This window comes from Gracilibacillus suaedae (assembly GCF_017599345.1).
Taxonomy (GTDB): Bacteria; Bacillota; Bacilli; order Bacillales; family Amphibacillaceae; genus Gracilibacillus; species Gracilibacillus suaedae.
On sequence record NZ_JAGFVL010000055.1, the window covers coordinates 48,547 to 74,044 of the forward strand.

Genomic DNA, 25,498 nt, shown 5'->3' on the forward strand with positions numbered 1-25,498 from the left:
TATTTATTATATATTGTTTCGATTAATAAGAAAACTTACAATAGTAATAGACACCTTAAAAGTATATTGAATGGGGGCGACATATATGACGTATCGTGATTTACCTAGTGCCCAAGGGTTATATAATCCAGATTTTGAACATGACGCTTGTGGGATTGGATTATATGCGCATATAAAAGGGAAACAAACACACGAAATTGTAAAAAAAGGTTTAGACATGTTATGTAAATTAGAGCACCGTGGTGGACAAGGGAGTGATCCACTAACAGGTGACGGATCTGGTTTAATGGTACAGATCCCTGATAAATATTTTAGAAGAGAATGCAAAGACTTTCAACTACCAGCTGTCGGACGCTATGGAGTTGGTATGCTTTTCTTATCTCAAAATGAGAATGAACAAAAACAAGCAATCGAAAAAATTAATCAATTAATCGAACAAGAAGGACAAAAAATAATCGGTTGGAGAGATGTTCCAACAGATCCTTCACACATTGGTAAAGGTGCAGTTGAAACATTACCAACTGTTCATCAGGTTTTTATTGAAGCAACGGATGAAATCGAAGACGATTTAGCCTTCGAAAGAAAATTATATATTATTCGTAAACAAGCTGAAAATTGGGCGAATGAAAAAGAAATCCGTTTTTATTTTCCAAGTTTGTCAAACAGAACAATTGTTTATAAAGGTTTATTAACACCTGATCAAGTTGATAAATTTTATTTAGATTTACAGGATGAAGAATTTGTCTCTGCATTTTCACTTGTACACTCCCGTTTCAGTACCAATACATTCCCTTCTTGGGAAAGAGCGCATCCAAACCGTTACCTTATTCATAATGGTGAGATTAATACGATGCGTGGTAATGTAAACTGGATGCGTGCAAGAGAGAAGCAATTTGTATCAGAAGCATTTGGTAATGATTTAGACAAGGTATTACCAATTATTAATGGTGGTGGAAGTGACTCAGCTACATTAGATAATGCATTGGAATTTTTCACCTTGGCAGGCCGTAAACCCGCACATGCTGCGATGATGCTGATTCCAGAACCATGGGACAAAAACCCGCACATGGATGAAAACAAACGTGCATTTTATCAATATCACAGTATGATGATGGAGCCATGGGATGGTCCAACTTCGATTACTTTTACAAATGGTAAACAAATTGGAGCGATTTTAGATCGTAATGGTCTTCGTCCAGCACGTTATTATGTAACAAAGGACGATTACATCATTTACTCTTCAGAAGTTGGTGTAATTGACTATGAAGAAGAAAATGTGTTATTAAAAGAACGATTAAGTCCTGGTAAAATGCTGCTTATTGATATTGAAGAAGGACGGATTATATCTGACAAAGAAATTAAAGAAGAGGTTGCAAGTGCTCATCCTTACCAAGACTGGTTAGATGATCAAATTGTACCGTTAGAAGTAGAAGCCAAAAATGATGACTATATAGATCCACAACTACTTCAGAAGCAAAAAGCATTTGGTTATACAACAGAAGATGTCGAGAAATATCTCCTTCCTCTAATTGAGGGTGGAAAAGATCCAATTGGTGCGATGGGGAACGATATGCCATTAGCGGTTTTATCCGAACGCCCGCAAAGTTTGTTTAACTATTTTAAACAATTGTTTGCCCAAGTAACAAACCCACCTATTGACGCATATCGTGAGCAGCTTGTTACATCAATGCTGACATGGTTAGGTGCAGAGGGTGATCTTCTTCACCCTGCAAAAACGAAATCAAGCAGAATTCGCTTAGATTCACCCATTTTGTCTAATACACAAATAGAAAAGTTAGAGAATAATGAAATAGAAGGGTTCCGATCAGAAGTTATCGAAACATTATTTACGGACAATATGGAAAAAGCCCTTCACAATGTGTATGAACAAGCGAAGAAAGCAATTGAAACTGGAAGCAATATTATTATTTTAAGCGATAAGAACATGGATCTGAACCAAAAAGCTATTCCAACACTTCTTGCTGTTAGCGGTTTGCATCAATATTTAGTACGAGAAGGAATTCGTACGCAAGCAAGTATTATCGCTCAGTCAGGTGAAGCTCGTGAAGTTCATCACTTTGCAACGATGTTAGGATACGGTGTAGATGCGATTCATCCATATCTTGTGTATCAAACGTATTACACGGCTATATTGGACGATCGTTTAAATATGACGCTTGCAGAAGTACAAGATAAATTTATTAGCGTAGCAACAGAAGGTATCATTAAAGTCATGTCGAAAATTGGTATCTCTACTGTACAAAGTTATCGGGGTGCGCAAATATTTGAAGCAGTTGGTATTAGTAAGAAGGTAATTGAAGAGCATTTTACCGGTACAGCATCACAGATTGATGGAATTGGTTTAGACGTTATTCAAGAAGAGACGGAAAAACGTCACCATGAAGCATATAAAGCTGCTGTTCAAGAATCACTTGAATCAGGTAGTGATTTCCAATGGCGTAAAGTAGGAGAGCATCATGCCTTTAACCCAACTACTATTTATACGTTACAATGGGCTTGTCGACGTGGTGATTATGACCTTTTCAAGAAATTCTCTAAAGCAGCAAACGAAGAACGTATCGGCTTTTTACGTAACCTATTCGATTTCAAAAAGAATCATGCTATCCCGATCGAAGAAGTAGAACCTGTTGAATCGATTGTCAAACGTTTTAAAACGGGTGCGATGTCGTTCGGTTCAATCAGTAAAGAAGCACATGAAGCTCTTGCCATCGCCATGAATCGTCTAGGCGGTAAAAGTAATAGTGGGGAAGGTGGGGAAGACCCCGACCGATTTAGTAGAGATGAAAATGGTGAATTGCGTTCCAGTGCAATTAAACAGGTAGCATCTGGGCGTTTTGGTGCCAAAAGCCATTACCTTGTTAACGCACAAGAATTACAGATTAAAATGGCCCAAGGTGCAAAGCCTGGAGAAGGTGGACAGTTACCTGGTATGAAGGTTTATCCATGGGTAGCAGATGTTCGTGGTTCAACTCCAGGTGTAGACTTAATTTCACCTCCGCCACACCATGATATTTATTCTATCGAGGATTTAGCACAGTTAATTCACGACTTAAAGAATGCTAATCGTGATGCAAGAGTTAGTGTAAAGCTCGTAGCAAAATCAGGTGTTGGAACGATTGCTGCAGGTGTTGCAAAAGGTAATGCAGATGTTATTTCCGTTGTTGGTTATGATGGTGGTACAGGTGCTTCACCAAAAACAAGTATTAAACATGCAGGCTTACCATGGGAATTAGGTCTGGCAGAAGCTCACCAAACCTTAATGCTAAACGGACTAAGAGATAGAGTTATTTTAGAAACAGATGGGAAATTGTTAACAGGTAAAGATGTCGTGATGGCTGCACTATTAGGTGCAGAAGAGTTTGGATTCGCAACAGCACCATTAGTTGTTGTCGGGTGTATAATGATGCGTGTGTGCCATAATGATACATGTCCAGTAGGGGTTGCAACACAAAATCCAGAGTTACGTAAGAAATTCACTGGTAACCCTGATCATGTAGTTAATTATATGACATTCATCGCAGAAGAAGTTCGTGAAATCATGGCTGAATTAGGTTTCCGAACTATTGATGAAATGGTTGGAAGAACAGATGTATTAGAAGTTTCCGAACGTGCAGAAGCACACTGGAAAGCTAAACACTTAGATCTATCTACACTCCTTTACCAACCTGAAGGAACACGTATTAATACAACAACACAAGATCATGAATTAGATAAGTCATTAGATGTGAAACAGATTTTACCGGCTGTGCAAAAAGCAATTGATACCGGAGAAGCATTAGAAGCAGCCTTTCCGATTAAAAATACAGACCGTGTGGTAGGAACGATTGTTGGAAGTGAGATTTCTAAGAAATATGGCGAAAGAGGTCTACCAGAAGATACTATTAATCTACACTTTACAGGGTCAGCAGGTCAAAGTTTTGGTGCCTTTATTCCTTCCGGTATGACGTTAACCGTAACAGGAGATGCAAATGATTATGTTGGTAAAGGCTTATCAGGTGGCAAAGTAATTGTTCGCGCTTCTGAGAAAACAACGATTGATCCTGGAAATAATGTTATCGCAGGTAACGTATCATTCTATGGTGCGACAAGTGGTGAAGCCTACATCCAGGGCTACGCCGGAGAACGTTTTGCTGTAAGAAATAGTGGAGCGAAAATCGTTGTAGAAGGCGTGGGTGACCATGGTTGTGAATATATGACAGGTGGTCGAGTAGTGATTCTCGGAAATGTAGGTAAGAACTTTGCTGCTGGTATGTCTGGTGGTATTGCCTATGTGAAACCAGATAATATCGAGCAATTTAAACAATTATGTAATACAGAATTGGTACAATTTGAAGAATTAACAGATGCTAAAGAGATCGAAGAAGTAAAAGAATTAATTATGAATCATCACGAATACACAAACAGTGATAAAGCAGCAGTAACGTTGCAAAACTGGGAAGATGAAGTGAAGAAATTCGTGAAAGTAATCCCAACAGACTATAAACTAATGCTAAAGCAAATTGATTGGTTTGAATCTCAAGGCTTATCAGTGGACGAAGCTAGACTTGAAGCATTTACAGCAAAAAAAGACAATAAAATGACAGTGACTCTAAATCCAGAAGAAGTATTGACTAAATAGAAAGGAGACAGATGATATGGGGAAAGCAACAGGTTTTATGGAGTTTGAAAGACAAACGGCAAATGAGCGCGATCCATTAGAAAGAATTCATGATTGGAAAGAATACTCTGCTCCTTTCTCTGATGAAGTAGCAAAAACACAAGGAGCACGCTGTATGGATTGTGGTACACCATTCTGTCACATTGGGATGGATATAGATGGGGAAACATCAGGTTGTCCTATCTACAACTTGATCCCAGAGTGGAATGATTTGGTGTATAAGGGAAAGTGGAGAGAGGCATTAGATCGTTTAATGAAAACAAATAACTTTCCAGAATTCACGGGAAGGGTATGTCCAGCACCATGTGAAGGATCGTGCACGGTTGCCATCAATGATCCTGCCGTTACTATCAAAAATATTGAACAGAAAATTATTGATAAAGGTTTTGAAGAAGGCTGGATAGAGCCGCGTATTCCGGAGCAACGTACAGGAAAGAAAGTTGCCATTGTCGGTTCCGGACCAGCTGGTTTAGCGGCAGCAGATCAATTGAATCAAGCTGGACATAGTGTAACAGTTTATGAACGCGCTGATCGCGCAGGGGGTCTATTAACGTACGGTATTCCAAACATGAAATTAGATAAAGGTGTCGTAGAACGTCGAGTTCAGTTACTTCGTGAGGAAGGTATTGAATTTGTGCTAAATACGGAAGTAGGTAAAGACATTTCTGCAGAAGAGATTAAAGCAAACTATGACTCCGTAATTTTATGTACTGGTGCACAGAAACATCGCGACCTACCTATTGAGGGGCGTGAAGGTAAAGGTGTACGCTTTGCAATGGACTATTTAACCAAAGCAACTCAAAAAGTATTAGATGAAAGTGTTGAAGTGGAAGAAGAACTAGATGCCAAAGGCAAAGACGTTATTGTTATCGGTGGTGGGGATACGGGCGCTGATTGTATCGCTACAGCTCTACGCCAAGGTGCCAAAAGTATTGCACAATTCGGTAAACACCCGCAACTGCCAATTAAACGTTCAGAAGAAAACCAATGGCCAGCATATCCACAAGTATTCAGCTTAGAATATGCACACAAAGAAGCAAAAGAATACTATGGTGAAGATATTCGTCAATATTCTATCCAAACGAAAAAATTTGTGACGGATAAGAATGGTAAGCTAAAAGAATTACACACAGTTGAAATGAAGAAAACTCGTGATGAAAAGGGTATGTTTGTATTTGAGGAAATTCCAGGTACAGAAAAAGTTTGGCCAGCACAACTAGTATTAATCGCTATCGGTTTTGAGGGTGCAGAACACCCGGTATTAGAAGCGTTTAATGTAAAAACAGAGCGTAACCGTGTTGATGCCGCATATGGCGATTTCCGTACAAATGTAGAGCATGTATTTGCTGCCGGTGATTCACGTCGTGGTCAAAGTCTTATCGTTTGGGCAATTAATGAAGGGCGCGAAGTAGCATACCATGTTGATCATTATCTAATGGGCGAAACTGCTTTACCATCCGTTGCAAACATGTAAGAGAACCGAAAAACCTACGCATTGTCGTAGGTTTTTCTTTATGCCTTTTCTAAAGAGGACTGCATATTAACCAAAGAAAAAAACTCTTAATTTACACAGTAGATACATACTGCGAACTAGTAAAAATTTGTGGAGTGAGGCTTTTCTCCATTCTTTCCATGGGGCGTACTGGAATACCGCTCCGGCAGAATACTGCGCTTTCCGTGGGCTCGGCTTCAGCTAACTTGGTGAAGAAAGGCACTTCACCAAGTGGATCTTCAGCTCTCGCTGTCCCACAGGAGTCTCCGTATTCTGCCTACGCTAATTTTAGTGTTCTGGTTATTGTAAGAACGGAACTTAAGGAACTCTATTCTTTGGATTTCCTGTCTTTTTATCAGAACGCTACACTAAGCTGCGGAAAAAATGCGAGACTCCTGTGGGAAAGGAACAGTCTGAAGACCCCGCGTGATGCACCTGCGTCTCCTACGAAGTAGGCTTCCTTGGTGCAAGGGAACAAAGATGTTTAATCAAGAAGTTCCCTGGCTGAAGTGTTCCCCACGGAAAGCGAGTATTTTTTTCCGCAGCGGTGACTTAGCACTCATCATTAATCAGAATGGAGGAGAGTAATTCCATGCACGTTACTGCGTAGTATATGGAAACTACGACAGTTAATCTGTTATTTAAGTAACATTTGCTTAGCCGGTAATCCTTTGGTTTGATCTGACATTGCATGATGTACTAGGTATGTTTAAGCAGTGGGAAGTTGTATGTTTTCAGTCGGATTAGATCCCATGAGGAGATGATTCCTATTGGTGGCTCTGCTGCTGTACCAGTTTCCGTAATAATGATTGCTTCTATTTTTTTATTTTTTTCTAAATATTCTCTGAATATTGCTTCAATATCCATTACAGTAGCACTTTTTGCTACAATCTTTGTATGTTCTTTCTTCTCAATTGGAAATATCTCTCCAATAGACTGATCCATGCCAATCGATAATTGATCGATATTAGCAGCAAACCAATTTGCAATATCACCATCTGTCAACATTCCAATTAATTTACCCTCTTGATAAATGGGGTACTGTGAGTATTCTTTTTCCTGCATTTTCGTCATTAATTTATTTATTGGTGAGGATAAATCAAAATACTCGACTGGTCTGGAAGCTATGGATAAGGCAGTTGGAGGTTCGGCTAGTAATTCTGCCAATTGCTCCAATTCCTTGACTACCTCTTGGTGTGGTTCTGCAATATAGAAATCCTCCTTGATTTTCCGGTGCACCATTGCATTTCGCAGTTTACTGCATTGTTTTAATAATTCATAATATTGATCAATTATCTGATGTTGGACTCTTGCTTTTGTCAATACTTCTGTAAATGATGCATGATTGTTATGTTCATTTGCATAATCACATAATTTATCATGTATTTGGTTAAAAGCTGCTTCAAACCGTTCGGAAAGTTCATAGCCCATGATAATACTCCTTTAATTGTTAGAAAATTTTCAAAATAAATGGTTGTCATATCTAGTCGTTTAGTAATAAAATATAGATTATAGGTTATTTTACCGAAATTTTATTGAATTCATTCAAATGAGGAGTCTTTTTTTATGTCAGAGTATACGATTACTTATATCAAAAACGAAAATCCAAAAGAAAAACCGAAATCAGATCAATTATCTTTCGGTAAATACTTTACCGATCATATGTTTATTCAAGACTATAATCCAGACAAAGGCTGGCATAATCCACGCATTGTACCGTACCAACCACTGGTTCTTGATCCGGCAGCTATTGTTTTCCATTATGGTCAAACGGTATTTGAAGGATTGAAAGCATATCGTACCAAAAGGGATAAAATTCAATTATTCCGTCCAGATAAGAATATGGAACGCTTAAATCGATCCAATGATAGATTGTGCATCCCGAGAATTGATGAAGAATATGCTATCGACGCAATCAAACACTTGGTTCATATCGATCAAGACTGGGTACCAGATGCGCCTGGAACATCTCTTTACATTAGACCATTTATCATTTCTACGGAGCCGTATTTAGGTGTAGCTCCTTCTGCTACTTATCAGTTCATTGTGATTTTATCACCAGTTGGTGCCTACTATGAGGAAGGTATTAATCCTGTGAAAATCGCGGTGGAAAATCAATTTGTTCGTGCAGTAAAAGGTGGTACAGGAGAAGCAAAAACTGCCGGTAACTATGCATCCAGTTTGAAGGCGCAAGAACAGGTAGCTGACGAAGGATTTGCGCAAGTATTATGGTTGGATGGTGTTGAGCAGAAATATATTGAAGAAGTTGGCAGTATGAACGTTTTCTTTAAAATAAATGGGGAAGTCGTAACACCAGCGCTTAACGGAAGTATCTTAGAGGGGGTTACAAGAAACTCTGTTATTCAATTGTTGAAGCATTGGGATATTTCGGTTGTGGAGCGCAAGATCTCCATGGAAGAGCTATATGAACATTATCAAAATGGAGAACTAGAAGAAGCGTTTGGTTCAGGTACTGCTGCTGTTATTTCTCCAGTAGGAGAGCTTGCTTGGAAAGGTAAGAAAATGGAAATCAATAATGGAAAAACAGGAGAAATTGCTAAACGTCTATATGATACTTTGACGGGTATTCAATATGGATCCGAAAAAGATCCATTTAATTGGACTGTAAAAGTGAAATATTAATACTTGAGATTTGTGTAACTATTTTCTATAATAGCTTTAGAATAAGTAAAAGTAATGACTAGAGCCAGTAGTTAGGAATATGGTGACAAGAGAGTGGAATTCACAGGCTGAAAAATTCCATCACCCGCTACCCTAATGAACCTACTCTATGAACTGTTAAGCATAAACTTAATCGTCACTCTGCGTTAAAGAGTTAAGGGGAACATATTGTTAATATGTTCAACCAAAGGTGGTACCGCGGAAATGACTCTTTTCGTCCTTTACGATATGAAGGATGAAGGGGTCTTTTTTAGTTTTAGACCTAGACAATATTTTAAGGTGTTAGAGAAAAGTGAAAAGATACTCTAACACGTTAATAAATGAAGGCGTGAAAACTTATGGCAAAGCAGCGTATTGTAGTGAAGATTGGGAGTAGTTCATTAACGAACAAAAACGGTGGTCTTGATCTCATTAAATTAAAAGAACATACTGCAGCGATTGCAGCACTGAAAAAGCAAAACTACGAAGTTATCTTGATATCATCTGGTGCCGTGTCTGCTGGTTTCTTTGATTTAGGTTACCCAACAAGACCTGTTACTATAGCAGGAAAGCAAGCAGCAGCAGCTGTTGGGCAAGGTCTGCTGGTTCAAGCCTATACGGATGAGTTTCGAACATATAACATGGTTACTGCTCAACTATTACTAACGAAAGATGTATTTAGTAATGAGAGACAATACAGTAATGTATATTCGACTTTGACGGAATTATTGAAACGAGATGTAATCCCGATTATTAATGAGAATGATACCGTAGCAATTGATGAATTAACATTTGGTGATAACGATATGTTATCCGCGCTAGTAAGTGGCCTTGTTCATGCAGACTTCTTAGTAATGTTAACTGATATTAATGGTTTATATGACAAAAATCCAAAAACAGATCCAACAGCTAAAAAATATCATCGTCTCAAGAAATTATCTGCAGAAATTTTACAGCAAACGAAGCATGAATCTGGATCTAAATTCGGAACTGGAGGGATGAAATCCAAACTACTAGCAGCCAAAACCGCTCTTTCACTTGGTGTCAAAGTGTTTGTTGGTACCGGTGAAGGCAAAGATAAACTAATTCGCATTATGCAAAACCAAGGTGATGGAACATATATTGGTGAAGATTTAACGAATAGTTATCGCAAACAGAAACAATGGATTGCTTTTCATTCCAATGTTTCGGGGAAGCTACACGTTGATAAAGGGGCAAGTGATGCCATTCTTTACCAAGGAAAAAGTTTATTGCCTGCAGGGATAAAATGGGTAGATGGAGATTTTCAAGTTGGAGCTGTTGTTGATTTAGTTTTTGAAGATCATGTTATAGCAAAAGGGCAAGTCAATTATTCGTCGGATGATTTAATCAAATTCAAGGGGGAGCCGAGTCAGATTGCGATGGAACAATCTGCAAGTAATCGACCAGAGGTTATTCATCGTGATCGACTCGTATTATCAATAGAGGAGGCTTATAATTATGAGTGATTTAATTCAAAAAGCAAAACTAGCCAATGCAACAACAACTGCTTTGGCAACTAAATCAACCGAACAAAAGAATCAGGCTTTAAAATTGTTAGCTAATGAACTAAGAAAACAAAAGGATTATATCATGACGGAAAATAACCGTGATATCGTTAATGGTCGTAATAATGGCTTACATGAATCATTAATTGATCGTCTTATTTTAAACGAACAGCGAATTGCGGATATGGCAGATGCATTAATCCAGCTAACTGATTTAAAGGATCCAATTGGTGAGATTATGGAAGAGTGGACCCGGCCAAATGGTTTGAAAATCCAAAAGGCACGTGTACCAATAGGTGTTGTCGGAATGATTTATGAGGCAAGACCAAATGTAACCATTGATGCTGCAAGTCTTTGCTTAAAAACTGGAAATGCCGTATTACTTAGAGGAAGCTCATCAGCGATTTATTCCAACACTGCTTTAGTCAAAGTAATTCATGATGCTTTAAAACAATCCGACTTACCGGAAGATGCTGTACAGCTAATCGAAGATACAAGTCGTGAGACAGCATCACAAATGTTCAAACTGAATGAATATTTAGATGTTTTAATTCCTCGTGGAGGAAAAAAATTAATTGATACGGTTGTTGCAAATGCATCAGTGCCAGTATTAGAAACAGGTGCAGGTAATTGTCATTTGTTTATCGATGAATCAGCAAACAAGGATATGGCCATTGAGATAGCGATTAATGCGAAAACACAACGACCTTCCGTATGTAATGCGATCGAGACTATCTTAGTAGAGCGTAACTGGGCGGAAAGTCATTTAGCTGCATTAATTCAAGCGTTACAGGATGCCAATGTCGAAATACATGGAGATAGTATCACTGTGTCTAAAGGTAATCATATTATCAAGGCAACAGAAGAAGACTATGAAACAGAGTATTTAGATCATATCGTCGCAATCAAGGTTGTAGATTCGGTGCAAGAAGCGATTGATCATATTAATCAATATGGCACCAATCATTCCGAATCAATTATTTCTGAAAACGATGGGCATGTTGTAAGCTTTATGAATGAGGTAGATGCAGCAGCTGTTTATCATAATGCATCAACAAGGTTTACCGATGGATTTGAGTTTGGATTTGGCGCAGAAATTGGTATTAGTACACAAAAATTACATGCTCGCGGACCTATGGGTTTAGAAGCATTAACATCGACGAAATATTTATTATATGGTAACGGACAAATGAAGTAAACTATTTTTCTTTCGTCACAATTCCTGTATAATAGAGTTGGAGATAAACATTTGGTAAATAAAGGAGTATGAATCATGGCAAACACATTAATATTTGGACACAAAAATCCGGATACAGACACGATTTGTTCAGCAATTGCATATGCGGAGCTTAAACAAGCGCTAGGGGAAGATGTAGAAGCAGCGCGTTTAGGTGAAGTGAACAATGAAACACAATATGCATTGGATTATTTCAAACAAACTGCACCACGCATGGTTGAAAATGTGTCAGATGAGGTTGATCAGGTGATTTTAGTGGATCATAATGAACGTCAGCAAAGTGCCGATGATATCGATCGCGTACAAGTGTTGGAAGTTATTGATCATCACCGTATCGCAAACTTTGAAACAAAAGATCCAGTATATTACCGTGCAGAACCGGTTGGATGTACAGCGACTATTCTTAACAAATTATACAAAGAACATGGTGTAGCAATTAAAAAAGAAACAGCTGGATTAATGCTTTCAGCAATTATTTCTGATTCACTTTTATTTAAATCACCAACATGTACAGATCAAGATGTAGAAGCAGCGAAAGAATTGGCTGAAATCGCTGGTGTAGATGCAGAAAAGTATGGTCTTGAAATGCTAAAAGCTGGTGCTGATTTAAGCGATAAATCTGCAGAAGAGCTAATTTCCATGGATGCAAAAGAATTCGATATGAATGGAAACAAAGTGGAAATTGCGCAGGTAAATACGGTAGAAGTAAATGATGTACTAGCGCTACGCGATAAAATAGAACCAGCTATTGAAAAAACAGTAGCGGACAAAGATTTAAAGCTATTCGTTTTCGTCATCACAGACATCTTGAATAATGATTCTGTCGTACTTTCAGTAGGTGAAGCAGAAGAAAAAGTAGCAGAAGCATTTGATGTAACGCTTGAAAACAAAACAGCCACATTAAAAGGTGTTGTATCACGTAAGAAACAAGTTGTTCCAAATCTACAAAATGCATTTTAATAGAGGAAATACAGAGGTGCCAGACATTAAATAATGACTGGCACTTTTTTTATTGTCTAGAAAATTATAAATTTTTGGGATGTGGATGATATGTAGGCAACCTGTCTAGCCATGTCCAGCTTCGAGCGCAAAAAACTCAGGTGAGCTTGAACGTGGATATACCGTTGATTTTGAAAAGTATCTACCAAGTGGTGAAATAGAAATACATATCGCTACATCTTAAATAGCGTATATTATGCTCTTTGTTTTTATCACGATGCTAAACGACTGGAAAAGCCCCACTGATTACAGTTTCACTTTATAAAAAGTCGTACAAAAATGGACCTCATCTGTAGGTAAGGTCCATTCGATAGAAACTAACTCTAGAACTATTTCTTAAATAATACTCTCTCCAATTCTTCTAATGTACGCCCCTTCGTCTCAGGTACGAACTTCCATATGAAAATAGCAGAAATTAAACTCATCAGACCGTAAAAGCCATATGTCAAGCCACCACTAAACTCCATCATCGCTGGATAAGTAGAGGAGATGAAGTAGTTTGCAGCCCATTGTGCAGCTACTGCAATTGCTACTGCTTGTCCACGAATTTTATTAGGAAAGATTTCAGAGATTAATACCCAAACAACAGGCCCCCAAGACATCATGAAGGAAGCAGTATAGATAATGATAAATACAAGAGTAGCGATTCCGATTATATTAGAAAAGGCTAATCCAGCTACACCGAACATACCAACAGTCATACCTAGTGAACCAATGATAAGCAGAGGTTTACGTCCGAATTTATCCACTGTTAAGATGGCAATGACGGTAAAGATTACATTCACTAACCCCATCGTAATCGTTTGGAGCATTGCCGCATCTCTTGCTGCTCCCATACTTTCAAAGATTCTTGGAGCGTAGTAAAGGGCTACATTAATTCCAACAAATTGCTGGAAAACAGATAGTAAGACACCGATTACAATGATTGCTTTACCATATGTGAAAAGCTTTGCTTTTTTCACATCAAAGGAGTTTTTGATTTCAAATAAAGTAGCTTTTGCTGCGGTCTGATCATACAGCTTGTTCAGAATATCCATTGCGCTTTCATTTTTACCTTGAGAAACAAGGTAACGTGGTGTTTCCGGAACAGCAAATAAGGATAGTAAGAACAAGGTGGCTGGAATCGCTTCAGATAAGAACATATAACGCCAACCGAAGTCGTTGATCCATTCTATTGATTGACCTCTTGCAATTCCCCAATTCACAAAATACACAACTAACATTCCAAAAATAATGGCAAATTGGTTTAAAGAAACTAAACGTCCACGAATAGAAGGTGGTGCAATTTCACCAATATACATTGGAGAAACAGCTGATGCAAGACCTACACCAATACCACCAATGATTCTATAAAGGTTGAATGTAGCTAAAAGTGCAATCGATGCTTCCCCTTGTTCGTAAAATAGAAACTCAGGAAACGCTGAACCTAGCGCTGAAATTAGAAATAGAATTGCAGCCACAATCAGAGACTTTTTACGTCCTATATTTGTCGCTAATAAACCAGAGATTAAACCACCAATGATACAGCCGATTAATGCACTAGATACGGTTGCACCATGGATAAATGAGCTCAAATTTAATTCATCAATGAAGAACGCTTCCAAAGCTCCTTCTGCTCCAGATATAACAGCCGTGTCATATCCAAATAAGAGACCACCTAATGTAGCAACTAAAGTGATTAACGTTATATACACATAATTCGCTTTCATAAAATATTGAGAGTGTTCTGCTCTCTTGCACCTCCTGATGTAATTTTTAACAAGCTTGATTGTATCAACTGAAACTTACTTTGTCAATCGAATGAACAAAGTTTAAAATTGCGGGTAATTTGTTTAATTATGTTCTAAAAATAGTTATAATATAATGAAAAAAGTGGAATAGGAAGTATTTGATGATTTTAACTACGGCAGGTCGCGCAACACCAAAATTAATACAAGATGCACAACAATTATCCACTAAATATCAACTTCCCTACATGAAACGAAGTGGACGTTCGATTCAACAATTAAAAGACGATTATCAAGAAGATGTCATGGTTGTAGAAAAAAACCGATTATCACTTTCTCCTTTAGACGAGCAAATGAACCTCTTTTTCCACCCGAATTTGGCAATGGTTCGGGCAAAACGGCTGCTACGTAAGGAAGAAGATCCATTTGTTAGAGCAGCAAAGTTAGAAAAGGGTATGTCTATATTAGATTGCACCTTAGGGCTGGCATCAGATAGTATCATAGCTAGTTTGGCGGTAGGTTCGGATGGTTTAGTAACCGGATTAGAAGGAAGTAAAACCATTTATATCATTGTGAATGAAGGATTACAACATTTTATCAGTGCTGATGAAATGTTTAATAGGGCAATGAGAAGAATCAAGGTCCAGCATGTTCAGCACCTGGAATATTTACAACAGCAAAAATCTAATGCTTTTGATGTTGTATATTTTGATCCGATGTTTCATGAAGCGATTGATGCCTCGGATGGTTTAAACCTAATAAGGGCAAAAGCTTTGGAAGACGACCTTACAGCTTTAGTGTTAGAAGAAGCAAAAAGAGTTGCGCTAAGTCGTGTAGTCTTGAAAGATCATTGGAAAAGTGAACGCTTTCGACAATATGGTTTTATACAATATAAACGAAAAAACTCATTATTTCATTATGGCGTTATAGAATTAGGTTAAGTAAGCAAAAAATAAGAAATCGACTGGATCACTCTGTGCTATAAATAGAATTAGCTTAGAATGAGAAAGGGAGTTTTCTATGATTGATAGTACATGCCAAATTACTCTTTTTGTTAAAAATAAAGAAGAGGCAAAGGATTGCTACACGGAAAAGTTAGGTTTCATCATTCGAGATGAAGAACAATTCACGGATGATTGGAGTTTTTTACAGTTGCACCACGAGCAAATAGTGAGATCGTTATAGAGTTGGTAGAAGCGGTTACTGCTGAGGAAAAACAACTTGTAGGAAGGTACAGAAGCAAATTCAGTTGCTTTTGAATTTAGTGGTTCCACTCTATGGCTTGATTGTATGGAAAATTATGCACAACAGGATGTATGGTTGGAACTTAAGTCGAGTCGGCTTGATGAAACCTCACAATTATTTAATAAGGAGAAGATACCGAGACACGATGAACTAGAGATTCATGAACATTCATCGGGATTTTGGATATCAGATCCGACGGGTACGATTCTCAGGATAAACCCTAAATAATATATCACGGGGATAATTTCCTGATAAGTTTCAACAGGTTCCCTGTGGACATAATAGCAGTCATGAACTATTGAATTGTTTCCGCAATCGCAGTCATAATAGCACCAGTGGCTTGAATCCAATTCCCAATAGCGTTTAATTCTTCTGCTTTTGGAGTATTTTGGTTGGCAATTGACTGTAGGCTGTTACCAATTGCTTGTAGTAAATTGCCAACTCCACTATAAATCACTTCTATTGTAAGCTCTTTGTGCCATTCTTCTGTAAAAGCAATACTCCCCCCAAGTGCTTGCAGTAGGTTCCCTTGGATATTTAGTAGCCTTTTTTTCTTTACCGATACAGGTAAATGTAATGAAGCTACCTCCGTTACATTGCCCACCGCTTGAATTTCGTTAGCTATGCTGTTTATATCCTTTAAAGAAAACTGTTCTACCTGTAGAGCGTTGCCTGTTGCCTGCATTACATTCCCTATTAAATCAAGATTCTCTTTCACTTCAGAAGTAAGAGCAATGGAAGGTGTATTTCCTACTGCAGACAATACTGTACCAAGTGCTTGTTCCCAAGCCCCAAGTAAGCTGTTTTGCTGTTTAACCAATATACTCACCGTCTTCCTTCTAGCATAGAATTAGTTTATGGTAAAATTAGCATTTTGTTTTGGCTTTTGAAGAAGTAACAAATAATTATTGGTTGATAATGATAACGTTTTCTTATAAGATGAATGTATTGCATTAGTTGATACAGTGAGAATAAATGGGGAGTGTTGAGCATGGTTAAACGTATAGATGAAGTTATGCCTCGTATTGCATTTGGTGGGGATTACAATCCAGAGCAATGGGATGAAAGTGTTTGGTTAGAAGATGCTAAGTTAATGCAAGAGGCAGGGGTAAACCTTGTTTCTGTAGCCATATTCAGCTGGTCCGTGCTAGAACGGGAAGAAGGTAAGTTGGATTTTAGTTGGTTAGACAGAGTGTTGGATATTTTACACGATCACGGAGTTGGCGTGTCTTTAGCGACAGCAACAGCCTCGCCGCCAGCTTGGCTGTCAAAAGAATATCCAGAGGTGTTAGCCGTACAAGAAAATGGAGTACCTTATCAGATTGGTTCTCGCCAACATTATTCACCTAATAGTAAGCGGTTTCGATACGCAGTTAAACAATTGGTTAAGGAAATGGCCAACAGATATAAAGACCATTCCGCATTAAAAATGTGGCATATTAACAATGAATATGGCTGTCACTTAGCAGAGTGTTACAGTGATGAAAGCTTGTCAGCATTTCGCGAATGGTTAAAAAACCGTTATCAGACAATAGAGAACTTAAATCAAAAATGGGGAACGAATTTCTGGAGCCAGCGTTATAATGAGTGGGATGAGATTCAATTTCCGGTTAATTTGCCTACTTTTTATAACCCAAGTCAAAAATTAGATTATAAACGCTTTATGAATGATGCTATTTTTGATTTATATAAAATAGAGAAAGAGGTATTACGTGAGATCACTCCGGATATACCAGTATTTACTAATTTCATGTATGAATTCAAGCCGTTGAATTATTTTGGGTGGGCTAAAGAAATGGATTTAGTGACATGGGATTCGTATCCAGATCCGAGAGAAGGAAAACCTTATCGACATGCGATGCACCATGATTTAATGCGCAGTTTAAAAAATGGACAACCTTTTTACTTAATGGAGCAGGTAACATCACATGTAAACTGGCGTGATATAAATCTGACGAAAAAGCCTGGGGAAATGAGGTTGTGGAGTTATTCTACTGTAGCACGTGGTGGAGATGGTGTCATGTATTTCCAATGGCGTCAAGGAAAAGCCGGAGCAGAGAAGTTCCATGGTGCCATGGTTCCCCACTCCAATGATCCGAATAGTCGTGTTTATCAAGAGGTAAAACAATTAGGGAATGAATTAAAACAATTGGATGGACTGGCAGGAGCGCGAGGTACGGCAAAAGTTGCGATTGTTTTTGATTGGGAAAATTGGTGGGCTGTGGAGCATGAAGGAAAACCACATAACCGGTTATCCTATTTAGATCAAGTCTACCAATATTACCGCTCATTCTATGAAAAAAATATTGCGGTTGATTTTGTAGAACCGAACGGAAACTTAGCAGACTACCAGTTCGTAGTGGCACCAATGCTATATATGATTCGTGATGGTGAGGAAAACAATCTAGAACAATTTGTAAAAAACGGTGGAACATTAATAGTAAGCTTTTTCAGTGGCATTGCAGATGAGCAAGACCATATCCATTTAGGAGGATATCCCGCGCCATTACGATCACTTTTAGGCTTAACAGTGGAAGAATTTGCTCCAATGGCAGATGATGAAATAAATACAATTGTTGCGAATGGAGAGAAATTTACTGTCAATACGTGGGCGGATATTATTAAACTGGAAGGTGCTAAGGCAATTGCTACTTTTAAAGAAAATTGGTATCAGGACAATCCTGCTGTAACGATTCATCGATATGGACAAGGAAGCTCGATTTATGTTGGTACAAATCCGTCAGACGACTACCTTGATCAATTAATAAGTGGAATCTTACAGCAATTAGAAGTCAGCGCACCGCTAGATGCACCAAAAGATGTGGAAATTGCAGAGCGTGTAACAAATGATAAGAGATATTTGTTTATTATTAACCATAATACTGACCCTGTGACGATTGCTTTAAAAGAGGGTGTTGTCTATCAGGATTGTTTACAAGGTAAGCAAGTAAGTCAGACAATCACAGTCCAAAACACTGATGTAGCTATCTTAGTCTACTAAAAACAAGAAAAATAAACGAGTAAAAATATTTTCTATTCCGCTTCTTTATGTTAGTATAAATCTAACAATCGAAGTAGGAAGGGTTCTAATCATGAGTACAAAAGTCAATCCAATTCAAGTGAGAGATATCATAATTGCAAATCAAGTACTAAAGGATGTAGTCGTCAAAACACCGCTGCAACGCGATCCCATTTTATCTGATAAATATGATTGTAATGTTTATCTCAAAAGAGAAGACTTACAAGTTGTCCGTTCATTTAAAATTCGCGGAGCATATAATTTGATGCAAGGTTTGTCAAAAGAAGAATTAGAAAATGGAGTGGTTTGTGCTAGTGCTGGTAATCATGCACAGGGTGTTGCTTATTCCTGTAAAGCGTTAGGAGTAAATGGTGTGATTTTTATGCCTAGTACAACACCACGTCAAAAAGTAAACCGAGTTGAATTTTTCGGTGGTCCGTTTGTGGAAATCCGTTTAATTGGTGACACATTTGATGATTCTTTTGATCAAGCAATGGAATATTGCAACGAACATAATGCATCATTTATCCATCCGTTTAATGATACGAGAACCATTACAGGACAAGGTACAATCGGTTTGGAAATATTGGACAGCATGGAAGAGCCAATATCCCATGTCTTTATGGCTGTAGGCGGAGGCGGACTAATTTCTGGTGTCGGGTCTTACATAAGCAGTATCAGTCCAGATACAAAAATTATCGGTGTTGAACCAGAAGGTGCAGCTTCCATGAAAGCAGCGCTAGCAAAAGATGAAGTGGTCAAATTAGATAAAATTGATAAATTTGTAGATGGTGCTAGTGTAAAACGTGTTGGAGATATTTCGTTTGACATTGCTAAAGAATTTATTGATGATATCGCAGTTGTTCCAGAAGGTAAGCTATGTACAACGTTATTAGATTTATATAATGAAAATGCAATCGTAGCTGAACCGGCAGGAGCGTTACCTGTATCTGCACTTGATTACTATCGTGATGAGATTAAAGGGAAAAATGTCGTTTGTATCGTAAGTGGTGGAAATAATGATATCGATCGTATGCAGGAATTTAAAGAACGTTCTTTAATCTATGAAGGATTTAAGCATTATTTTATTGTGAATTTCCCTCAACGTGCCGGTGCATTACGTGAATTTATGGATGAGGTCTTAGGCAAGGATGATGACATCACCCGCTTTGAATATACGAAAAAGAACAACCGTGACAAGGGACCTGTTCTGGTAGGGATTGAACTCCAACAGGCTGAAGACTACCATCAAATCATTTCTCGCATGGAGAAAAAAGGCTTCACTTACATTGAAATTAACAAAGACGAACAACTTTTTCAATTATTAATTTGACAAAAGGAAGCGACTTAGCCGCGCTTCCTTTTTATTAAATCCACATATATAACAATGAGTTAATTTATGAGGGACTGGGAAATGTCCCATTTTTGTTTAAAGGGGGCAGAAGCATTTGGATACGTTCTTATACGAGGAACTAATGAAGGAAACAGAAGAAGAGCTTGCGATATTAAAAGGAAATCAAGCGGTTAATAAAAAAATATATACAGATCTTACATCTGATTTTGTTATCCAAAGTGAAAAGTTTCTAAAAGACGATCTGATCATGGTTCGCAAACACCCCAGGTATATTAATTTTCCCAGACACTCTCATGATTATATCGAAATGAATTATGTCTTCCATGGTCAATTTCATCAAAAGGTAGCTGATCAGCCAATTACTTTAAAGCAAGGTGATATCCTGCTACTAAATCAACATATCGAACATGAGTTAGCTGCATGTGAAGAAAGTGATATTGTTATCAACTTTATTATTCATCCAGCCTTTTTTGATTATATTCTATCTCATTTATCTACTGGATTTGTCCAGAGCCAAATGCTAAACTTTCTCATGAATAGTATTTTCGATTTTAGCCAAAAAGCAGAGTATTTATATTATCCAGTGTCTAATTCCGACCGTATTCAAGACATTATGCAGCAAGTATTAAAACAAATGATGGAAGAATCAATCTTATCGAAGTCAAAAATTAAATTTTTAATGGGATTACTCATCATTGAGTTGATCGAACAACAAAATCAAACTAATGAAAGTACTATTCAATCCGAACAGCACGCCTTCTTAACAGAAGTATTTCGCTATATCGAAGAACACTATCAAGAAGCTAATTTACAATCATTAGCGAATCGTTTTAATCAAACGGTTTACTGGGTAAGTAAAGAGATCAAGTCTTTAACCAATCAAAATTTTAAAGATTTGGTTCAGCAAAAACGCCTGTTAGTAGCAAAGAACTTATTAGTATATAGTGATTTACCGATGCAATCCATAGCCGAAGAAGTGGGTTATGAAAATATAAGCTACTTCTATCGACTATTCAAAAAGAAATACGGGATGACGCCCAAAGCTTATAAAATGCAGTTAATCAAAGAAGATTAACTGCATTTTTTCATTACAAACAATAAAAGTGCATGGAATCTATAAACTGCGCAGTAACGAGGAGAAGAATTTCCTCTCTTCCATTTTTGACTTAGAGAGTGCAGATAAACCGCTTCGGCAGAATACTGCGCTTTCCGTGGGCGGTTTTTAGCTAACTTTGCAATGTGGATCTTCATCTTTCGCTGTCCCACAGGAGCTCTCCGTATTCTGCCTACGCTATTTTTGTTCTCTGATTATAGAAAGAAATGAACTCATGGAACTAAATTTTCTGTTTTATTACAGTATTAATCGGCTGTGAATACCCCTTTAGCATAGTGGTACCCTAAGCTACATATGGTGGAGAAATCGACCTGTTGATTTCGGATTAGTGTTGTGGAGCATACCTTAACGAAGGTCGCCCACTTCCACTCCTGTGGGACCTGTTTGGCCTGAAGATCCACTTTTTCGAGCGGTTTTTGCTCGAAAAAGTTAGCTGAAGGGCAAACCCGACGGAAAGGGAAGTGGGCAGCCGGAGTGGCGGTTACGATCACGGTATATGTCAAAATTACTTCATAGGTGACTGTGCATTTAGTTTCGGAACAAACAGTATTTTCCTTACTTCGCAGTATGTATCAAATTTAATTTTACAATTGGTTGATTTATGCCTGATTTTTTTATCAACTAGATGTTTTTTTCATAGTTGTATAAATATGATTGTGAATCAATGGAACAATAAAATGAAATCAACTATTCATTCAGGAGGATAGATACATGGATCAAGAAATGAATTACGGAAGTGATTATCATCATATTCCTGCAACGTCAATAGGAAGTGGGGTAAGCACGCAAGTATTACCAGATGTACTTTGTCACACGATTCAAATTGTCAATATTATGTTGGTTGGAAATCCAGAATCAAATGACTTTGTTTTAGTAGATGCAGGGATGCCGGATTCAGCGAATGAAATTATTTCGGTTACAGAAGAGCGTTTTGGAACAAATAGCAGACCGAAAGCCATTATATTGACGCATGGCCACTTTGACCATGTTGGTGCTGTTGTGGACTTAGCAAAGCATTGGGATGTCTCTGTATATGCGCATGAGAAAGAATTGCCTTTCTTAACAGGGAAAAAAGCATATCCAGAACCTGATGCTACTGTTGAAGGCGGCATGATAGCAAAAATGTCTCCAATGTTTCCTAATCAACCGATTGATTTAGGTGACCATATTGAAATGCTTCCAACTGACGGAACTATTCCACATATGCACGGCTTTACATGGATCCATACTCCTGGACATACCTCAGGACATGTTTCTTTGTTTAGAGAAGAAGACCGAACTTTATTGGTAGGAGATGCGTTTGTGACTGTTAAACAGGAAAATCTGTATAAAGTACTTACACAACAACAGGAAATAAGTGGCCCACCGCGATATTTGACCACTGATTGGAAAGCTGCGAAACGATCAGTGGAAACATTAAATCAATTGAACCCTAACATTGCTGTTACCGGTCACGGATTACCGATGACTGGTGAGGAATTAACGAATGGCTTAGCAAAACTAGTAAAAGAATTTGACCAAATTGCCGTCCCTGATTATGGAAAATTTGTAGACAAAAAAATTCATTAAATTGATGAACATAAATTTGTGAAAACCCTATGAATTAGAAGTTTAACAGCGTCTAACTCATAGGGTTTATTAATGTGGTTTAGCCTTTTTACCTTATTCGCAAAAAAGGACAATAAGTATGTAATTTTGGATATATATTATTCTGGGTAATTCCTTTATGATAGAATTATAAACCGTTTACAAAGAAGAGGTGATAAACTTGCAAAAATGTTATTTAGCCGTTGACATTGGTGCTTCGAGTGGACGTGTAATTGCAGGCTATCTTCAACATAACAAACTAGTATTAGATGAAATCCATCGGTTTGAAAACGAGATGGAAGAGAAAAACGGCCACTTGTGTTGGGATATGGACGGACTATTTCAAGAAATCAAGATCGGTTTAAAAAAGAGTGTCGAAAAACATTATCATCCTTTAACCATCGGTATTGACACGTGGGCAGTTGACTTTGTGTTACTAGATCAAGACAAAAACAGAATCACTGACGCAGTTGCTTATCGTGATCACCGGACAGATGGGATAATGGAGGAAGTTTTTCAACTTATCGATCAAAAAGACATCTATCAAGAAACAGGCATACAATTCCAACCTTTTAACACGATTTACCAGCTATTTGCCTTACAAAAAGAAAAACCGGACATATTAGAAAAAGCACAATACTTTTTGATGATTCCTGACTATCTTCATTTTCTACTTACTGGAAAAATAACGAATGAATACACCAATGCTACAACAACCCAACTATTAAAGGCTACGAATCAAAAATGGCATCAAGATTTCTTAAAAAAATTAAACATACCTGCACATATATTTTCTGAACCTAGTCATCCAATGCAATCAATTGGTTCCTTAAGAAAAGATTTACAAGAAGAGCTTGGCATTAATCTAGAAGTTGTCTTACCTGGCACACATGATACAGCCTCAGCAGTCATGGCAGTACCGGCTCAAGATACGATTTACATTAGCTCGGGTACATGGTCTTTAATGGGAGTTGAGCATCATGAACCAATCAGTACACCACAAGCTTATGATTATAACTTCACCAATGAAGGTGGGGCTAACGGAAATATCCGTTTTTTAAAAAATATCATGGGACTTTGGATGATTCAGGAAGTAAAGCGTGAATGGAACGATCAGTATAGTTTTGCTGAATTTGTAGAACTCGCTTATCAGGTATCATCATTCACAGCAAAAGTAGATGTCAATGATCAACGCTTTTTAAGTCCACCAAGTATGAAAAAGGCGATTCAAAATTATTGTCAAAAGACTAACCAACAAGTCCCAGAAACAGCTGGGGAATTTGCAAAGTGTATTTATGATAGCTTAGTAGAAAGCTATCATCAAACAGCAAAAGAAATTGAAGAGTTAACAGGGAAAACGTATAACTCGATCCATATCATTGGTGGTGGCAGTAAGAACCACTATATGAATGAAAAACTAGCGGCTGTTAGTAAGAAAACGATCTACACAGGACCAGGTGAGGCTACAGCGATTGGGAACCTTATAGCGCAAATGATAGCTACTGGTCAATTCGATTCGATTGAACAGTCGAAGCAAATGATTAGTCAATCGTTTAATATTAAAAATTTCAATTAAGAGGTGAAAACGCATGAGTGTAAGAGAGAATTTTCAAGCAGCGAAAAAGCAGTATGAAAAATGGGGAATTTCAGTAGAAGAAGCTTTTGAAAGGTTAAAAAATGTACCGATTTCGATTCATTGCTGGCAAGGCGATGACATTGGCGGATTTGAAGTAGAACAGCAAGAATTGTCTGGTGGAATTGATGTAACTGGTGATTATCCTGGCAAAGCAACAACTCCAGAAGAATTGAGAAGGGATTTGGAAAAAGCATTATCATTGATTCCAGGAAAACATAAAATCAATTTACATGCGATTTATGCAGAAACAGATGGACAAAAGGTAGATCGAAACGAATTAGAACCAAAACATTTTGCAAATTGGGTGAAATGGGCAAAAGAAAACGATTTAGGTCTTGATTTTAACCCCACCCTGTTTTCCCATCCAAAAGCAGCGGATGGCTTAACACTTGCACATCCTGACAAAGAGATTCGAGATTTCTGGATCGAACATTGCATCAGATCGCGTAAAATTGGCGAATATTTTGGAAAAGAATTAGGTCAGCCGGCATTAACAAATATTTGGATCCCGGATGGGTATAAAGATATTCCAAGTGATCGACTGACACCACGCAAGCGCCTAAAAGAATCATTAGATGAAATATTTGCGGCGGATGTTGACGAGTCGTTAAATATTGATGCAGTAGAAAGTAAGTTGTTTGGTATCGGATCTGAAGCATATGTTGTTGGCTCTCATGAATTTTACATGGGATATGCCCTTAAAAACAACAAGCTTTGTTTATTAGACAGTGGTCACTACCACCCAACAGAAGTGGTTTCTAATAAAATATCTGCCATGCTTTTATTTAGTGAAAGGTTAGCCTTGCACGTCTCGCGACCAGTTCGTTGGGATAGTGACCATGTCATTATATTGGATGATGAACTCCGCGAAATCGGGCTGGAAATTGTTCGAAACGACGCACTAGATAAGGTCATGATTGGTCTGGACTTCTTTGATGCCAGTATTAATCGTGTCGCTGCATGGACAATTGGTACAAGAAATATGATCAAGTCATTACTATACGCATTACTATTACCTAACGAACATTTAAAACAATTACAGGAAGAAGGCAATTTCACAGATCGATTAGCGCTATTAGAAGAATTTAAAACATATCCGTTCGGTGCTATTTGGGATTATTATTGTGAACAGATGGAAGTACCCTCCCAAGAAAACTGGCTCGAGGAAGTAAAAGATTACGAGAATAAAGTATTATCCAAACGAAATAGTGGATAACAAATCT

17 protein-coding genes and 1 other annotated feature are annotated in these 25,498 nt (G+C 37.8%); of the genes, 14 read left to right on the forward strand and 3 right to left on the reverse strand.

The genetic code is table 11. The features are described 5' to 3' along the window. The first annotated feature begins 85 nt into the window (after positions 1-85). Together gltB and J5J03_RS16125 are read left to right on the forward strand one after the other, a co-directional pair. On the forward strand, positions 86-4,639 hold the full coding sequence (gene gltB, locus J5J03_RS16120; RefSeq protein ID WP_208590900.1) for a glutamate synthase large subunit: 4,554 nt from the start codon (positions 86-88) through the stop codon (positions 4,637-4,639). A 16-nt stretch (positions 4,640-4,655) separates the two neighbouring features. Next, positions 4,656-6,152: a glutamate synthase subunit beta gene (locus J5J03_RS16125; RefSeq protein WP_208590901.1), complete on the forward strand. Its 1,497-nt coding sequence runs from the start codon at positions 4,656-4,658 to the stop codon at positions 6,150-6,152. 717 nt (positions 6,153-6,869) lie between these two features. Here the strand turns inward: J5J03_RS16125 and J5J03_RS16130 are convergent. Beyond that, positions 6,870-7,601, reverse strand: coding sequence for a CBS domain-containing protein (locus J5J03_RS16130; protein ID WP_208590902.1), 732 nt, complete (start codon positions 7,599-7,601; stop codon positions 6,870-6,872). A gap of 135 nt (positions 7,602-7,736) precedes the next feature. On the opposite strand from J5J03_RS16130, the gene J5J03_RS16135 reads away from it, so the two are divergent. The 4 genes from J5J03_RS16135 to J5J03_RS16150 all read left to right on the forward strand — a co-directional run bounded on the left by J5J03_RS16135 (position 7,737) and on the right by J5J03_RS16150 (position 12,554). Then, a complete protein-coding gene (locus J5J03_RS16135; RefSeq protein WP_208590903.1) occupies positions 7,737-8,813 on the forward strand; it encodes a branched-chain amino acid aminotransferase in 1,077 nt (358 codons plus the stop codon). Between the two features lie 45 nt (positions 8,814-8,858). Further along, positions 8,859-9,077, forward strand: a binding site (T-box leader). A gap of 113 nt (positions 9,078-9,190) precedes the next feature. Further along, positions 9,191-10,318, forward strand: a complete 1,128-nt coding sequence (gene proB, locus J5J03_RS16140) for a glutamate 5-kinase (protein ID WP_208590904.1) — start codon at positions 9,191-9,193, stop codon at positions 10,316-10,318. Then, positions 10,311-11,555, forward strand: coding sequence for a glutamate-5-semialdehyde dehydrogenase (locus tag J5J03_RS16145; RefSeq protein ID WP_208590906.1), 1,245 nt, complete (start codon positions 10,311-10,313; stop codon positions 11,553-11,555). The genes proB and J5J03_RS16145 overlap by 8 nt, the downstream gene beginning before the upstream one ends. 75 nt (positions 11,556-11,630) lie before the next feature. Then, positions 11,631-12,554: a manganese-dependent inorganic pyrophosphatase gene (locus tag J5J03_RS16150; protein WP_208590907.1), complete on the forward strand. Its 924-nt coding sequence runs from the start codon at positions 11,631-11,633 to the stop codon at positions 12,552-12,554. Between the two features lie 368 nt (positions 12,555-12,922). Here J5J03_RS16150 and xylE read toward each other — a convergent pair whose 3' ends face one another. Further along, positions 12,923-14,302, reverse strand: coding sequence for a D-xylose transporter XylE (xylE, locus tag J5J03_RS16155; protein WP_208590909.1), 1,380 nt, complete (start codon positions 14,300-14,302; stop codon positions 12,923-12,925). A gap of 182 nt (positions 14,303-14,484) precedes the next feature. Here xylE and J5J03_RS16160 point away from each other — a divergent pair, with 182 nt between their 5' ends. Continuing rightward, complete coding sequence (locus J5J03_RS16160; RefSeq protein WP_208590911.1) at positions 14,485-15,261, forward strand: class I SAM-dependent methyltransferase; 777 nt, start codon at positions 14,485-14,487, stop codon at positions 15,259-15,261. A 79-nt stretch (positions 15,262-15,340) separates the two neighbouring features. Next, positions 15,341-15,505, forward strand: a complete 165-nt coding sequence (locus J5J03_RS16165) for a VOC family protein (protein ID WP_208590912.1) — start codon at positions 15,341-15,343, stop codon at positions 15,503-15,505. Between the two features lie 355 nt (positions 15,506-15,860). On the opposite strand, the gene J5J03_RS16170 is transcribed toward J5J03_RS16165, so the two are convergent. Further along, positions 15,861-16,394: a DUF6944 family repetitive protein gene (locus tag J5J03_RS16170; protein WP_208590913.1), complete on the reverse strand. Its 534-nt coding sequence runs from the start codon at positions 16,392-16,394 to the stop codon at positions 15,861-15,863. 162 nt (positions 16,395-16,556) lie between these two features. On the opposite strand from J5J03_RS16170, the gene J5J03_RS16175 reads away from it, so the two are divergent. From J5J03_RS16175 to rhaA, 6 genes are all read left to right on the forward strand, one after another. Continuing rightward, on the forward strand, positions 16,557-18,566 hold the full coding sequence (locus J5J03_RS16175) for a beta-galactosidase (RefSeq protein WP_208590914.1): 2,010 nt from the start codon (positions 16,557-16,559) through the stop codon (positions 18,564-18,566). Between the two features lie 91 nt (positions 18,567-18,657). Next, the gene (gene ilvA / locus J5J03_RS16180) at positions 18,658-19,917 is read left to right on the forward strand and encodes a threonine ammonia-lyase IlvA (protein WP_208590915.1); all 1,260 of its coding nucleotides are present in this window, start codon (positions 18,658-18,660) and stop codon (positions 19,915-19,917) included. Positions 19,918-20,032: 115 nt separating this feature from the next. Further along, entirely contained in the window at positions 20,033-21,013 is a 981-nt protein-coding gene (locus J5J03_RS16185) for an AraC family transcriptional regulator (protein ID WP_208590916.1), read from the forward strand. Positions 21,014-21,763: 750 nt separating this feature from the next. Continuing rightward, positions 21,764-22,621, forward strand: a complete 858-nt coding sequence (locus tag J5J03_RS16190; protein ID WP_208590918.1) for an MBL fold metallo-hydrolase — start codon at positions 21,764-21,766, stop codon at positions 22,619-22,621. 199 nt (positions 22,622-22,820) lie between these two features. Beyond that, positions 22,821-24,215, forward strand: a complete 1,395-nt coding sequence (gene rhaB, locus J5J03_RS16195) for a rhamnulokinase (RefSeq protein ID WP_208590919.1) — start codon at positions 22,821-22,823, stop codon at positions 24,213-24,215. A 13-nt stretch (positions 24,216-24,228) separates the two neighbouring features. Next, positions 24,229-25,491 (forward strand): L-rhamnose isomerase, encoded by a 1,263-nt coding sequence (gene rhaA / locus J5J03_RS16200; protein WP_208590921.1) that lies wholly within the window; start codon positions 24,229-24,231, stop codon positions 25,489-25,491. Positions 25,492-25,498 lie beyond the last annotated feature (7 nt).

What these genes read in the sequence shown, in the direction of transcription:
- gltB (WP_208590900.1), top strand. Translation starts at nt 86, where the DNA reads ATGACGTATCGTGATTTACCTAGTGCCCAAGGGTTATATAATCCAGAT.
- J5J03_RS16125 (WP_208590901.1), top strand. Translation starts at nt 4,656, where the DNA reads ATGGGGAAAGCAACAGGTTTTATGGAGTTTGAAAGACAAACGGCAAAT.
- J5J03_RS16130 (WP_208590902.1), bottom strand. Translation starts at nt 7,601, where the DNA reads ATGGGCTATGAACTTTCCGAACGGTTTGAAGCAGCTTTTAACCAAATA.
- J5J03_RS16135 (WP_208590903.1), top strand. Translation starts at nt 7,737, where the DNA reads ATGTCAGAGTATACGATTACTTATATCAAAAACGAAAATCCAAAAGAA.
- proB (WP_208590904.1), top strand. Translation starts at nt 9,191, where the DNA reads ATGGCAAAGCAGCGTATTGTAGTGAAGATTGGGAGTAGTTCATTAACG.
- J5J03_RS16145 (WP_208590906.1), top strand. Translation starts at nt 10,311, where the DNA reads ATGAGTGATTTAATTCAAAAAGCAAAACTAGCCAATGCAACAACAACT.
- J5J03_RS16150 (WP_208590907.1), top strand. Translation starts at nt 11,631, where the DNA reads ATGGCAAACACATTAATATTTGGACACAAAAATCCGGATACAGACACG.
- xylE (WP_208590909.1), bottom strand. Translation starts at nt 14,302, where the DNA reads ATGAAAGCGAATTATGTGTATATAACGTTAATCACTTTAGTTGCTACA.
- J5J03_RS16160 (WP_208590911.1), top strand. Translation starts at nt 14,485, where the DNA reads ATGATTTTAACTACGGCAGGTCGCGCAACACCAAAATTAATACAAGAT.
- J5J03_RS16165 (WP_208590912.1), top strand. Translation starts at nt 15,341, where the DNA reads ATGATTGATAGTACATGCCAAATTACTCTTTTTGTTAAAAATAAAGAA.
- J5J03_RS16175 (WP_208590914.1), top strand. Translation starts at nt 16,557, where the DNA reads ATGGTTAAACGTATAGATGAAGTTATGCCTCGTATTGCATTTGGTGGG.
- ilvA (WP_208590915.1), top strand. Translation starts at nt 18,658, where the DNA reads ATGAGTACAAAAGTCAATCCAATTCAAGTGAGAGATATCATAATTGCA.
- J5J03_RS16190 (WP_208590918.1), top strand. Translation starts at nt 21,764, where the DNA reads ATGGATCAAGAAATGAATTACGGAAGTGATTATCATCATATTCCTGCA.
- rhaA (WP_208590921.1), top strand. Translation starts at nt 24,229, where the DNA reads ATGAGTGTAAGAGAGAATTTTCAAGCAGCGAAAAAGCAGTATGAAAAA.